Origin of the sequence: Kitasatospora sp. NBC_00315 (assembly GCF_041435095.1) — a bacterium.
Classification (GTDB): Bacteria; Actinomycetota; Actinomycetes; order Streptomycetales; family Streptomycetaceae; genus Kitasatospora.
In genome coordinates, this window is record NZ_CP108025.1 from 4,782,141 (window position 1) to 4,795,420 (window position 13,280).

Below are 13,280 nucleotides of genomic sequence, written 5' to 3' on the forward strand. Positions count from 1 at the left end.
GGCCCGCCTCGGGGGCTTCCTCCGCTCCCGGGCGGGCCGGGCAACATTCGCAGGCCAGGGCCGCTCGTCGGCGTCATCGCGTAGCGTGGACCGTTATGCGACTCGGTGTTCTAGACGTAGGTTCCAACACCGTCCACTTCCTCGTGGTGGACGCCCATCCAGGTGCCGCCCCGCTGCCCGCGTACTCCCACAAGGTGGAGCTGCGGCTCGCGGAGCTGCTGGACGACCAGGGCGCCATCGGCGAGGCCGGGGTGGACAGGCTGGTCGGCATGGTCGCCTCGTCGCTGCGGGTCGCCGAGGACAAGGGCGTGGTCGACGTCCTGCCGTTCGCCACCTCCGCCGTGCGCGAGGCCAGCAACGGTGAGGCGGTGCTGCGCCGGGTCGCCGAGGAGACCGGCGTCGAACTGCGGGTGCTCTCCGGCCAGGACGAGGCGCGGCTGACCTTCCTGGCCGTGCGGCGCTGGTTCGGCTGGTCCTCCGGCCGGCTGCTCAACCTCGACATCGGCGGCGGCTCGCTGGAGATCGGCTGCGGTCTGGACGAGCAGCCCGACGCGGCCTGTTCCCTGCCGCTGGGCGCCGGCCGGCTGACGGCCGGCTGGCTGCCGGGGGACGTCGCGGATCCGGAGGACCTGCGCCGGCTGAGACGCCACATCCGCGCCGAGATCGCCGCGGTGGCGGGGGAGATCTCCCGGCTCGGGCCGCCCGGCCACGCGGTGGCCACCTCCAAGACCTTCAAGCAGCTCGCCCGGATGACCGGCGCCGCCCCCGCCGACGCGGGCCAGTACGTCACCCGCCGGCTCACCCGCGCGGGCCTGTCGGCCTGGCTGCCGCGGCTCTGCGCGATGTCCGTCGCCGAGCGGGCCCAGATCCCCGGCGTCTCGCCCGGCCGCGCCAAACAGCTGCTGGCAGGGGCGTTGGTCGCGGACGCCGCGATGGACATCTTCGGCCTGGACGAGCTGGACATCTGCCCCTGGGCGCTGCGCGAGGGCATCATCCTGCGCCGGCTCGACACCCTGGACAGCCCCGCCGACCGCCGCCGCGCGGCTCTCACCGGCTGAGGCCGCCCGGGCGTCCGGTCCGTGACGTTCGTCGCCGTACGTCCCGTTCCGGGCCGCGTCCGCATACGCTGTCTCCCGTGGCGCAACCAGCGGACGAGGACGGGACGCAGGAGGGCCGCGCTGCCGGTGCGGGGCAGCCGCGGCCGGCCTCACCGCGCCGGGCCAGGGCGGGAACGGCCGCCCGGCGTACGGTCGAGGCCGCCTCCAGGACCGCGCGGACGGTGAAGTCCGTCACCACCGCGAAGGCGGCCGCCCGTGGCGTGACGCGCGCCGGCGAGGCCGTGCCGGCCGAGGGCGCGCCGTCCGGGGCCGGCCGGGGGACCGCCGCCGGAGGCCGCAAGCCCGCGACGAAGGCGGCCAGGGCGGCGAAGCGCGCCAGGGGCTCCGACGCCGCGACCCCGCCACCCGGGTCCGCCGGGTCCGCCGGGTCGGCGGAGGCAGCGAAGCCCGCGAAGCCCGCGCGGACCGCCGGGCCGGCGAGGTCTCCGCGCAGGCCCGCCCAGGACGTCGTCAAGCGCGCGGTGCGGACGGTCGGTGCGGCGAAGGCCGCGAAGAAGGCCGCCGCCCGGCCCGCCTCCCTGCTGCGCACCACCGACCGCCTGGTGCTGCCCCCGCACCCCGGCCTGCACATCCCCGACACGAAGGTCGCCCTCTCCACCGCCTCGGTGTACCCCGAGTCCACCGCCGTCGCCTTCGAACTGGCCGAGAAGCTCGGCTACGACGGGGTGGAGGTGATGGTCTGGAACGACCCGGTCAGCCAGGACATCGAGGCGCTGCGCCGTCTCTCCGACGCCCACCGGATGCCGATCCTGGCCGTCCACGCGCCCTGCCTGCTGATCACCCAGCGGGTCTGGACCACCGATCCCTGGACGAAGCTGGTCCGCGCCCGGTCGGCGGCCGAGAAGCTCGGCGCGAGCGCCGTCGTCGTGCACCCGCCCTTCCGCTGGCAGCGCCAGTACGCCCGCGAGTTCGTCGAGGGCATCGGGCGGATGGCCGGTGAGAGCGACGTCCGCTTCGCCGTCGAGAACATGTACCCCTGGCGCTACCGCGACCGCGAGATGCTCGCCTACGCCCCCGGCTGGGACGTCACGGAGGAGGAGTACCGGCACTTCACCATCGACCTCTCGCACGCCTCCACCTCCCGGATCGACGCGCTGGAGATGGTCCGGCGGATGGGCGACCGGCTCGCCCACATCCACCTGGCCGACGGCTCCGGCTCCGGCAAGGACGAGCACCTGATCCCCGGCCGGGGCGGCCAGCCCTGCGCGGAACTGCTGGAGCACCTGGCCAGGACCGGTTTCGACGGCCACGTCGTGCTGGAGGTCAACACCCGCCGCTCGGCGTCCCCCGCCGAACGCGAGGCCGACCTCGCCGAGGCACTCGCCTTCACCCGGCTGCACCTGGCCACCCCCGCGCGCGTACGCTGAGCGCACGGGAGGGAGAGACATGACCGATCTTCAGCAGGAGGCCCACGCCGCCTCGTTCGGCGCGGTCGCCGCCGAGTACGACGCGGCCCGGCCCTCGTACCCGGACGCGCTCTTCGAGGAGCTGGAGCGGCTCGCCGGCCGCCCGCTGCGCGGGGCCGAGGTGCTCGACGTCGGCGCGGGGACGGGGATCGCCACCCGCCTGCTGGCCGCCCGCGGGGCCCGGGTGACGGCGGTCGAGCCCAGCCCCGGCATGGCGGCCCGGCTGCGCGCCGTCAGCCCGGAGCTGCCGCTCGTCAAGGGCGTCGGCGACGAACTGCCGTTCCACGACGCCACCGCCGACCTGATCACCTACGCCCAGGCCTTCCACTGGACGGACCCGGCGCGCTCGGTCCCCGAGGCGATCCGGGTGCTGCGCCCCGGCGGCGCGCTCGCCACCTGGTGGAACGTCAAGGACCACACGGTCGACTGGGTCGGCGCGATGGGCGCGCGGCTGGCCGAGCTGCTCCCGGGGAACCCCGGGTACGGCGCGGTCGACGACATCGACGCCCTGCTGGAGCCGTACGGCCTGCGGACCGGCACCGCGCTGCTGCGCTGGGAGCGCCGGATCACCGTCGACCACCTGATCACCGACCTCACCTCGCGCTCGTACCTGGCGGTGCTGCCCCCCGAGCGGCGCGCCGAGGTGCTGGCCGTCGAGCGCGAGGCCCTGCTCGCCGAGTTCCCGGACGGGCTGCTCACCGAGCCGTACGTGCTGCGCCTCACCGTGGCCGTCACTCCCGGCTGACCGGCGACCGACCACCCACCGACCCGGGCTGACCGCATCGCGGACGTGGTGTCCGCGCGCTGGACCGGAGGCGTACGCTCGATAGCTACCAGCGGCCCTGCACCCTCCCACCAGCGCAGTCGGCCGCAGCAGCCTCCGAAGGAGTGGAGCACAGTGCCCGAGCTGAAGTCCCGTACGGTCACCCACGGTCGCAACATGGCAGGCGCCCGCGCGCTCCTTCGGGCCGCCGGTGTGGCCCGCGAGGACTTCGGCAAGCCGATCATCGCGGTGGCCAACTCCTTCACCGAGTTCGTGCCGGGCCACACCCACCTGCAGCCGGTCGGCCGGATCGTCTCCCAGGCCATCCAGGACGCCGGCGGCATCCCCCGCGAGTTCAACACCATCGCGGTGGACGACGGCATCGCCATGGGCCACGCGGGCATGCTGTACTCGCTCCCCTCGCGCGACCTGATCGCCGACTCGGTCGAGTACATGGTCAACGCGCACTGCGCGGACGCGCTGATCTGCATCTCCAACTGCGACAAGATCACTCCCGGCATGCTGATGGCCGCGCTGCGCCTCAACATCCCGACGGTCTTCGTCTCCGGCGGCCCGATGGAGGCCGGCCAGGCCGTCCTGGTCGACGGCACCGTCCGCAAGCTCGACCTGGTCAACGCGATCTCCGACGCCGTCAACGAGAACGTCTCGGACGCGGACATCGCGATCATCGAGGAGAACGCCTGTCCGACCTGCGGGTCGTGCTCGGGCATGTTCACCGCCAACTCGATGAACTGCCTCACCGAGGCGATCGGCCTCTCGCTGCCCGCCAACGGCTCGGTGCTGGCCACCCACACCGCCCGCAGGGCGCTGTACGAGGACGCCGGCCGCACCGTCGTCGACATCACCAAGCGCCACTACCACCAGGACGACTACTCCGTCCTGCCGCGCAACATCGCCACCCGCGCCGCGTTCGAGAACGCCATGGCGCTCGACATCGCGATGGGCGGCTCCACCAACACGATCCTGCACCTGCTCGCCGCGGCCCAGGAGGCCGAGGTGGACTTCGACATGCGGGCCATCGACGCCATCTCGCGCCGGGTGCCGTGCCTGTCCAAGGTCGCGCCCAACGGCAAGTACTACATGGAGGACGTCCACCGGGCCGGCGGCGTCCCCGCCATCCTCGGCGAGCTCTACCGGGGCGGGCTGCTCAACGAGGACGTGCACACCGTGCACTCCGGCTCGCTCGACGAGTGGCTGAAGGGCTGGGACATCCGCGGCGGCTCGCCCTCCCCGGAGGCCGTGGAGCTGTTCCACGCCGCCCCCGGCTGCGTCCGCTCCGCCACCGCCTTCTCGCAGTCCGAGCGCTGGGACACGCTGGACACCGACGCCGCGGACGGCTGCATCCGCAGCGTCGAGAACGCGTACTCCGTCGAGGGCGGACTCGCCGTGCTGTACGGCAACCTCGCCGAGGACGGCTGCATCGTGAAGACGGCCGGCGTCGACGAGTCGATCTGGACCTTCAGCGGGCCGGCCGTGGTGCTGGAGTCCCAGGAGGACGCGGTCGACGCGATCCTGACCAAGCGGGTCAAGGAGGGCGACGTCGTCGTCATCCGCTACGAGGGCCCCAAGGGCGGCCCCGGCATGCAGGAGATGCTCTACCCGACCTCGTTCCTCAAGGGCCGGGGCCTGGGCAAGGCCTGCGCGCTGATCACCGACGGCCGGTTCTCCGGCGGCACCTCCGGTCTGTCGATCGGCCACGCCTCGCCCGAGGCGGCGTCCGGCGGCACCATCGCGCTGGTCGAGGACGGCGACGTCATCGCCATCGACATCCCCGGCCGCACGGTCGAGCTGAAGGTCTCCTTCGAGGAGCTGCACGAGCGCCGCCTGAAGCTGGAGGCCGAGGGCGGCTACCGGCCGAAGAACCGCGACCGCCAGGTCAGCCAGGCCCTCAAGGCGTACGCCGCGATGGCCACCTCGGCCGACAAGGGCGCCGTCCGGGACGTCAGCAGGCTCGGCTGAGCGACCCGCCGTCCGCAGGAGCCGTCCCGGTCCCGGGGCGGCTCCTGCGTCGCTCCACCGGAACGGGTGATAATCGGGTCCGTGAACGCGGACCCCAGCACCAGTCCAGGCCCCGACGACGCTCCCGAACCGGAGGCGATCCGCTGGTTCGGCACCGGCTGGGTCGAGCACGGCCCCGGCTACCGGCTGCGCCGGGTGCTGGTGCCGGCCGGCGCCCTGCTGGCCGCCGCAGCCGCCGCCCTGGTGCTGCGCTACGGCGTCGAGGGCGTGCGGATGTCCGATGCCGGGGGCTTCGTCGACGGGCTGCTCGGCGCCGCCGTCGCGGTCTGCACCTGCCTGGCGGCCCTGCGCAACTGGAAGCTGCTGAGCGAGGGCAGGGAGGCGCTCACCGGCTGGATGGCCGAGGACAGGTCGCTCGGCGCGGTCTGGATCATCGGCGGGGTCGGCGCCCTGCTCGCGTACTTCGTCCGCAGCCTCGTCGAGGCGCCGGGGGAGGCCGTGAAGCGGGCCCGCCACGAGCAGGCCGTCGACCGCCACGAGCGGCGCCGGGCGGGCCGCAGCCGCCGGCCCGGCGCCGGCACGGCCGGCCGGCGCGCGGGGCGGCGGGGCTGACGCCCGTCGGCTGCCCGGTCAGCTGCGGCTGACCGTGCCGCACGCCGGAGCGGCGCTCGGATCCGGCGCCGGCAGCGGAGTGATCCGGTCGTAGGGATCCGTCCCCGGCACGTCGGGCGTCTCCAGGCCGGGCAGGGTCTCCGGCGCGAACTGGTCGAACTGCGGGTGGAAGAAGCCGTCGTAGACGAAGCAGGCGCTGTTGCCGGTGTCGCTCTTGAACTCGGAGAAGTTGAGCTTCTTCGGGTTCGCCCGGTAGCGGGCCGGGTTGTAGAAGCGGTAGGTGTCGGCCCGCCGCACGATCGTGCGGGCGGTCTGGGTGCCTCCCGCCGCGTCACCGGCCCGGGTGAGCGTCCAGCTCACCGGGTTCGCGGACTTCGGGCTCTCCGGAGCGGCCGGCCGGCCGCTCGCGGAGGGCTTCGACCCGGGCTGTTGCCGGCCGGCGTCCGGGCCGGGGCGCAACGCGTACACGAAGGTGACGTCGGTGTGGATCAGCACCCCCTTCTCGCCGTCGCCCTCCACGCTCATCCGGCTCTGGATCCGGACGTCGCCGATCGGGATCGCGTCGCGCGGGTCGAAGCGGCTGAACAGGTAGGTGGCGTCGTTCGCCTGGTCCGGGTGGTCCAGGGCCTTGACCGCACCGTCCTGCTCCTCCCGGTCGAGCAGGTCCAGGGCGGCCTGCGGGCGCCCGCCCGCGACCACCGCCGGATCCAGGTTCGCCGCCACCAGGAAGTCCTTCACCAGCTTGAGCTGCGCCGCGACCTGGTCCGCGTCGAAGACTCCGACCGCCTGCGCCGGCGGCAGCACGATCGCGTCCGCCCCGGCCGGCCAGCCCTCGGCCGGCGAGCCCGCCCACGGGTGGTCCACCGTCGGGGTCTGCGGTGCGAGCGTCGGCGGGGCGCTGTCGGGCTGCGCGGTCTCGGGGCCGACCGAGGGCGCCGAGACGGGCGCGCCCCCGCCCCCGCCGTGGTACCAGTCGCGCAGGCCGTCGATGTTGAGCGCGGCGAGCAGGACCGCGACGGTCAGCAGCACGAACAGCGGGGCGCGCCAGTCCCGGCGCCGGCGCCGGGGGTTGCCCCACGGGTCCACCGCCCGGGGCCGCCGGCCCAGCCGCAGCCGCCGTCGCGGCGCCGGTGCGGGGTCGAGAACGGTGCGGCGGGCGCCCGGGTCCACCGGCGGCTGGTGCTTCCACCGGGCGGAGAGCATCCGGGTCCGCCCGGCGGCCTCCTTGACGGTGGCGCCCTTGATGAAGTCCTCGTCCAGGACGAGGTTGTCGAACGGGTCCTCCCCGATCGGTGCGGACCCCTCGGCCGGGCGCGGATCCGGATCTTCGGCTATCGGCATCGCGTCAGTATGCCGACGGCCGTCGAGGGTCCGTCACCCGGGGGCGCACCGTGTGGTGAATCCGTGTGCGCTTCGGGTGGATCACCCCTTTTTGCGGGCCTCCTTGACCGATCCGACCACGCCCGCGACGGCCAGCAGGAGCCCGGCCGGCAGCAGCGAGAGGAGGAAGGCGCCGATCAGGCCCGCGTCCCCGAGGAGGGTCTGCGCGAGCGTGTTCAGCACCAGCAGGGCCCCCGCCGCCGGCATCGCCGACCGCCAGGGGTGTTCGGCGGCCCAGCGCCGGATCCGCCGGTCACCGGTCTCCCGGCTCAGCCGGCCGCCCACCGTGCCGACCAGGAAGAAGAAGAACAGCGCCCAGCCGGCCGGGCCGGCCAGCATGCTCAGCGACCACTGGCCGGTGACGACCTCGACCCCGAGCGCGGCCGCGCCCACCACCGCGCCGACCCCCGCGGCGGCCTTCCACGGGCCCGTCGTCGCCGAGGCGACGGCGAGCTGCTGGTTCTCACGTCGGGACAGATCTCCGTGTGCCATGTCTCCACGGTGCTCCGACGCCGGCGCGGAAGCCATAGGGGACATCCCCGAGTTTGCCCCGAGACCCGGTCGGGGGCCGGTCGGCGGCCGGCCCCGTGACCCGCGGGCCTGCCCACGGGTTGGACGCGCGGGCCGCCCGCCCCGGGGCCGGTGCGAGGATGGCCGCAGCACCGTACGAAGGAGCGGCCATGAGCAGCAGCGCAGTACGCGGACAGAAGATCGCCTTCCTCGGCACCGGAAAGATCGGTGAGGCCCTGCTCTCCGGTCTGCTGCGTGCGGGCAAGGATCCGGCGGACGTCCTGGTGACGGCCCGTCGCCCGGAGCGCGCCGCCGAACTCGTCGCCCGGTACGGCGTCGGCGTGGTCACCAACGCCGAGGCGGCCGAACTCGCCGACACCCTGATCCTCGCGGTGAAGCCGCAGGACATGGGCACCCTGCTGGAGGAGCTCGGCCCGCACGTCGGCACCGACCGGCTGGTCATCTCGGCGGCGGCCGGAATCCCCACCCGCTGGTTCGAGGCCCGCCTCGCGGTGGGCACCCCGGTGGTCCGGGTGATGCCCAACACGCCCGTACTGGTGGACGAGGGCATGTCCGTGATCTCGGGCGGCTCGCACGCCACCGAGGCGCACCTGGAGCGGGCCGAGGAGATCTTCCGTTCGGTCGGCAAGGCGCTGCGGCTGCCCGAGGCCCAGCAGGACGCGGCCACCGCGCTCTCGGGTTCGGGCCCGGCGTACTTCTACTTCCTGGTCGAGGCGATGACGGACGCGGGCATCCTGCTCGGCCTGCCCCGGCACGTCGCCCACGACCTGATCGTGCAGTCCGCGATCGGTGCCTCGGTCATGCTGCGCGACTCCGGCGAGCACCCGGTCAAGCTCCGCGAGGCGGTCACCTCGCCGGCCGGCACCACCATCGCCGCGATCCGCGAGCTGGAGAACCACGGAGTGCGCGCGGCGCTGCTCGGCGCCCTGGAGGCGGCCCGCGACCGCTCCCGCGAGCTGGCCTCGGGCGGCAAGTAGCCTGACCGGGTGAGCTACGACCTGGTGATCTTCGACAATGACGGTGTGCTCGTGGACAGCGAGCCGATCGCGAACCGGCTGCTGGCCGAGTACCTGACCGAACTGGGCTTCCCGACCACGGTCGAGGACTCCTACCGGGACTTCATGGGCACGGCCGCCCACCGGGTGCACGACGTGATCGGCGAGCGGCACGGCGCGACCCTGCCCGAGGGTTTCGACGAGCTGTTCCACGCCCGGGTCTTCGGGGCCTTCGAGACCGAACTCACCGCCGTCCGGGGCGCGGAGCAGCTGCTGAAGGACCTCCGGCAGCGCTCCGTGCCGTACTGCCTGGCGTCCTCCGCCCACCACGAGTGGATCCGCACCGCCCTCGGCCTGACCGGGCTGCGCGGGTACTTCGACGAGGACCGGATCTTCAGCGCCCAGGACGTCGGGGTCGGCAAGCCGGCTCCCGACCTCTTCCTGCACGCGGCCCGCACCCTGGGGGTCGACCCGAGCCGCTGCCTGGTGGTCGAGGACAGCGTCAACGGCGTCCTGGCGGCCCGCGCCGCCGGTATGGACGTGTACGGGCACACCGCGCTCACCGACCCGGCGAAGCTCGCCGCGGCCGGGGCCACCGGGCTGATCTCCGGGCTGTCCCAGGTCGGCGCCCTGCTCTGAGGCTGCCGCGGCGGGCGGGCGGCGCACCGCCGTCGCCCGCCCGCCGCGCCGCGCCACCTGCGGGGACACCACGCCGCCCGCGAGGAGAACGGGACGCCCGCGGGCCGCCGTGATCGCGGGCCCGGACCCCTCCCCAAAACCCGCCGCACCGCCTACGCTCTCGCCAACATCGACATACCGGTCAGTAGCGAGGACCCGCATGAGCACCGACGTACCGGACCGGCTGCGCCGGGCCCGCGCGGCCCTGGCCGTGAGCTTCCTCCTCCAGGGCGCCACCTTCGCGCTGCTGGTCACCTGCATCCCCGAGATCCAGGACCGGTACGGGCTCAGCGACGGCCTGCTGCCGGTGTTCCTCGCCGCCGTGCCGATCCTGGCGGGGGTCGGCTCGATCGCCTCGGAGGGGCTGGCCGAGCGGACCAGCGCCCGCGCCGTCCTGCGGGTCGTCCAGCCGCTGCTCTGTCTCACCCTGGCCGCCGTCGGCCTGGGCGGCACGCTCTGGCAGCTCGCCCTCGCACTCGGCGCGTTCGGCCTGCTGGTCGGCGCGCTGGACGCCAGCATGAACATGCTCGGGGTCGGCCTGCAGCTCCGCTACGGGCGCTCGATCATGCTCGGCTTCCACGCCGCCTTCAGCCTGGGCGGCATCCTCGGCGCGGCGGTCGCGGGCATCGGCTCGCACTACGGTCTCGGCCTGCCCGCCCTCTTCGGCGGCGCCGCCGCCGTGCTGATCCCGCTGGCCCTGCTGGCCGGCACCCGGTTCGCAGGGCGGGCCGAACTCGGCGACGCCGTCCGGGAGGCCGGCGAGGCCGCCGCCCGCTCGATCCCGTGGCGCCCGCTGCTGCCGCTCTGCCTGGCGATGGCGGTCGCCTACATCGCGGACGCCTCGGTCTCCAACTACAGCGTCAAGTACCTCGCCGACGGGCTGGGCAGCCCGAACGACGTGGCCAAGCTCTCCTACCTCGGCTACATGGTCGCGATGCTGCTCGGCCGCACCCTGGGGGACCGCGTGGTGCAGCGCTGGGGCGCCGTCCCGGTGGTCCGCCTCGGGGCGGCGCTGGCGGCCCTCGGCTTCGCCCTGGCCGCCGCCGCGCCCGGCGCCTGGGCGGGCATCGCCGCCTTCACCGTCCTCGGGTTCGGGATCTGCGCGATCATCCCGCAGGTCTTCGCGGCGGGCGGCCGCCTCTTCCCGGACGACTCGGACGCGGCGGTGGCCCGGCTCAACCTCTTCAACTACGTCGGCTTCCTGATCGGCTCCCCGCTGGTCGGTGCGATCGCCGACGCCAGTTCCTACCGCTGGGCGCTGCTCGCGCCGATGGTGCTGGTGCTGGCGGTGATCCCGCTGGCCGGCCACTTCGCACCGGCGCCGGTGGCCGTCCGGCCGTCGGTCGAGGTGCCCTGAGCGGGCCGGCGGACCCGTCGCGGCGGCCGCCGGGCCCCACCCACTACCGTGGAGGCCATGCCCGACGTCGAGCGTGACACCCCCTGCGGCCTGCACCTCTTCTGGGACGAGGCCGTCACGAGCTACGACTTCGGCCCCGGCCACCCGATGGACCCGACCCGCCTCGCGCTCACCATGCGCCTCGCGGAGTCGCTCGGGCTGGCCACCGGCCCGGGCGTCACCGTCCGGGCCGCGCCGGCGGCCGGGGACTCCACGCTCGGGCTGGTGCACACCCGGGAGTACGTCGCGGCGGTGAAGCACGCGGCGGCCCACCCCGGGGAGTGCGACCCCCGGCACGGTCTGGGCACCGACGACAACTGGTCCTTCCCGGCCCTGCACACGGCCTCCGCGCTGATCGCCGGGCAGTCGGTGGCGGCGGCCGAGGCGGTCTGGCGCGCCGAGACCCCGCACGCGGTGAACTTCGCCGGCGGGCTGCACCACGCGATGCCCGGCCAGGCGTCCGGCTTCTGCGTCTACAACGACGCCGCGCTCGCCGTCGCCCGGCTGCTCGAACTCGGCGCCGAGCGGGTCGCGTACGTGGACGTGGACGTGCACCACGGGGACGGCGTCCAGCAGGCGTTCTGGGACGACCCCCGGGTGCTCACCGTCTCCGTGCACGAGCACCCCGCCACGCTCTTCCCGCAGACCGGCTGGTCCAGTGAGACCGGCGGTCCGGGCGCCCCCGGCAGCGCCGCCAACCTGCCGGTGCCGGCCGGCACCGGCGACGCCGGCTGGCTGCGCGCCTTCCACGCGCTGGTGCCCGACCTGCTGGCGGCGTTCCGCCCGCAGGTGCTGGTGACCCAGCACGGCGCGGACACCCACGTCGAGGACCCGCTCGCCCACCTCGCCGTCAGCCTGGACGCCCAGCGGCACGTCGCCGAGCAGCTGCACGAGCTGGCCCACCGGCACGCCGACGGCCGCTGGATCGCCCTCGGCGGCGGCGGGTACGCGGTGGTGGACGTCGTCCCCCGGGCCTGGACCCACCTGGTGGCCACCGCCGCCGGCCGCCCGGTCGACCCGGCCACCGAGACCCCGCCGCAGTGGCGCGAGGAGGTCTACCGCCGGACCCGCCGGCAGGGCCCGCTGCGGATGACCGACGGCGCCGCCGCCGGCTGGCGCGACTTCGACGACGGGTACGACCCGGCCGACCGCCTCGACCAGGCGATCCTGGCCGCCCGCAAGGCGGTGTTCCCGCACCACGGCCTGCTGCCGTGACCCGGCCCGGGCGTGCGCCCGGGCCTGCGCACGGGGCGGCGCCCCGCGGGCGCGCACGGGCCGTGCGCCGGGGCGACTGCGCCGGGCCGTCGTTCGTGCGCGGTGCGTGCTTCCGTGCGCCCCTCCGCCGCGACCGGGCCGGCGCGGCGGACTCCTCCTGATCCGGCGGGCCCCGGCCCCCGTGCTCCACGACGGCCCCCGAGCGCCCGGATCGGGCACCGGAGTCAGCGAATCCGCACGCGGCAAGGCCCCTCCGTGTACCACCGGACGGCACGTCCGCGCGGCCCGGCTGCGACAGACCGCCGAGTGACTACGTACTGCAACGGGCGGATCTCGCACCGTACGAGCGGAGGGCTCCCCCCTCTTCCCACTGGTACCACCCTTAACTACTCTGGGGATACACGTGTGCCGGTGGAGTCACCGGAGGGGAAGCCGGTGCCTTGCACACGGGTAAGGGTCGGGTGAGGTCATGAGTTCCGGCGAACGCCCCCTGCAGGAGGTCGTCTTCCTGACCGTGGCGGAGGTTGCCTCGGTCATGCGGGTGTCCAAGATGACGGTGTACCGGTTGGTGCACAGCGGAGAACTGCCGGCCATCCGGGTCGGCCGTTCCTTCCGGGTCCCCCAGCAGGCGGTCCACGAGTACCTCAAGGAGTCCTACGTGCGGCTCGAGAGCGCGTAGCGCGCAACGGTGGGGGCGGGCCCGTAGCCAGCGGGTCCCGCGCCCGTTCGCCGCAGATTTCCCGCGAGTTTCCCGGCACTCGGGAGCACGATTACGGCGCAGGGCGTACGGAAGGTAGGCTAGGGCCTCCGTCAGTCGTATGGACTCCGTCTCACACGGACGAGAGTCTCAGTGAGCGAGGGTTGTTCCGTGGGCTCTGTCATCAAGAAGCGTCGCAAGCGTATGGCCAAGAAGAAGCACCGCAAGCTTCTCAAGCGCACTCGCGTTCAGCGTCGCAACAAGAAGTAAGCCCTACGGCTGCGCTCTGCGTGCCTGGTGCTTTCCTGCCCGTCCCGGCCTCGGCCGGGGCGGGCAGTGCCGTTTCCGGGGCGCTCCGGTGCCCGGGCCGGTGCCGACGCGCGGCAGGCGTCACCGCCCCGCGGCGGACCCTGCTTCGAGGCGGCGGCGATTGCGCGTGTGCCGGGACACTCGTCCGCAACGCGGGCGCGGTACGGTGCACGCAGGTAGGGCGGTGTGAGGCCGGACGC

Annotated in this window: 13 protein-coding genes; 11 read left to right on the top strand and 2 right to left on the bottom strand. The window is 74.3% G+C overall.

Translation table 11 applies throughout. The features are described from left to right. The first annotated feature begins 95 nt into the window (after window positions 1-95). The 5 genes from OG823_RS19660 (at window position 96) to OG823_RS19680 (ending at window position 5,879) form a co-directional block, all read left to right on the top strand. The gene (locus tag OG823_RS19660) at window positions 96-1,058 is read left to right on the top strand and encodes a Ppx/GppA family phosphatase (RefSeq protein WP_371480905.1); all 963 of its coding nucleotides are present in this window, start codon (window positions 96-98) and stop codon (window positions 1,056-1,058) included. Window positions 1,059-1,681: 623 nt separating this feature from the next. Next, a complete protein-coding gene (locus OG823_RS19665) occupies window positions 1,682-2,485 on the top strand; it encodes a sugar phosphate isomerase/epimerase family protein (RefSeq protein WP_371484546.1) in 804 nt (267 codons plus the stop codon). Between the two features lie 19 nt (window positions 2,486-2,504). Further along, window positions 2,505-3,269, top strand: a complete 765-nt coding sequence (locus OG823_RS19670; RefSeq protein WP_371480906.1) for a class I SAM-dependent methyltransferase — start codon at window positions 2,505-2,507, stop codon at window positions 3,267-3,269. A 153-nt stretch (window positions 3,270-3,422) separates the two neighbouring features. Then, window positions 3,423-5,267 (top strand): dihydroxy-acid dehydratase, encoded by a 1,845-nt coding sequence (gene ilvD / locus OG823_RS19675; protein ID WP_371480907.1) that lies wholly within the window; start codon window positions 3,423-3,425, stop codon window positions 5,265-5,267. Between the two features lie 81 nt (window positions 5,268-5,348). Beyond that, on the top strand, window positions 5,349-5,879 hold the full coding sequence (locus OG823_RS19680; protein WP_371480908.1) for a hypothetical protein: 531 nt from the start codon (window positions 5,349-5,351) through the stop codon (window positions 5,877-5,879). Window positions 5,880-5,897: 18 nt separating this feature from the next. Here OG823_RS19680 and OG823_RS19685 read toward each other — a convergent pair whose 3' ends face one another. Continuing rightward, window positions 5,898-7,220, bottom strand: a complete 1,323-nt coding sequence (locus OG823_RS19685; protein WP_371480909.1) for a hypothetical protein — start codon at window positions 7,218-7,220, stop codon at window positions 5,898-5,900. Between the two features lie 81 nt (window positions 7,221-7,301). After that, the gene (locus tag OG823_RS19690; RefSeq protein WP_371480910.1) at window positions 7,302-7,751 is read right to left on the bottom strand and encodes a hypothetical protein; all 450 of its coding nucleotides are present in this window, start codon (window positions 7,749-7,751) and stop codon (window positions 7,302-7,304) included. Window positions 7,752-7,939: 188 nt separating this feature from the next. Here OG823_RS19690 and proC point away from each other — a divergent pair, with 188 nt between their 5' ends. The 6 genes from proC (at window position 7,940) to OG823_RS19720 (ending at window position 13,041) form a co-directional block, all read left to right on the top strand. Then, window positions 7,940-8,767 (top strand): pyrroline-5-carboxylate reductase, encoded by an 828-nt coding sequence (proC, locus tag OG823_RS19695; protein WP_371480911.1) that lies wholly within the window; start codon window positions 7,940-7,942, stop codon window positions 8,765-8,767. A gap of 9 nt (window positions 8,768-8,776) precedes the next feature. Beyond that, window positions 8,777-9,424, top strand: coding sequence for an HAD family hydrolase (locus OG823_RS19700; protein ID WP_371480912.1), 648 nt, complete (start codon window positions 8,777-8,779; stop codon window positions 9,422-9,424). Between the two features lie 199 nt (window positions 9,425-9,623). Continuing rightward, window positions 9,624-10,820, top strand: a complete 1,197-nt coding sequence (locus tag OG823_RS19705) for an MFS transporter (RefSeq protein ID WP_371480913.1) — start codon at window positions 9,624-9,626, stop codon at window positions 10,818-10,820. A 57-nt stretch (window positions 10,821-10,877) separates the two neighbouring features. Continuing rightward, entirely contained in the window at window positions 10,878-12,074 is a 1,197-nt protein-coding gene (locus OG823_RS19710; RefSeq protein WP_371480914.1) for an acetoin utilization protein AcuC, read from the top strand. A gap of 469 nt (window positions 12,075-12,543) precedes the next feature. Next, the gene (locus OG823_RS19715) at window positions 12,544-12,753 is read left to right on the top strand and encodes a helix-turn-helix domain-containing protein (RefSeq protein ID WP_063351305.1); all 210 of its coding nucleotides are present in this window, start codon (window positions 12,544-12,546) and stop codon (window positions 12,751-12,753) included. Window positions 12,754-12,942: 189 nt separating this feature from the next. Continuing rightward, window positions 12,943-13,041, top strand: a complete 99-nt coding sequence (locus OG823_RS19720) for a 30S ribosomal protein bS22 (protein WP_003948845.1) — start codon at window positions 12,943-12,945, stop codon at window positions 13,039-13,041. Window positions 13,042-13,280 lie beyond the last annotated feature (239 nt).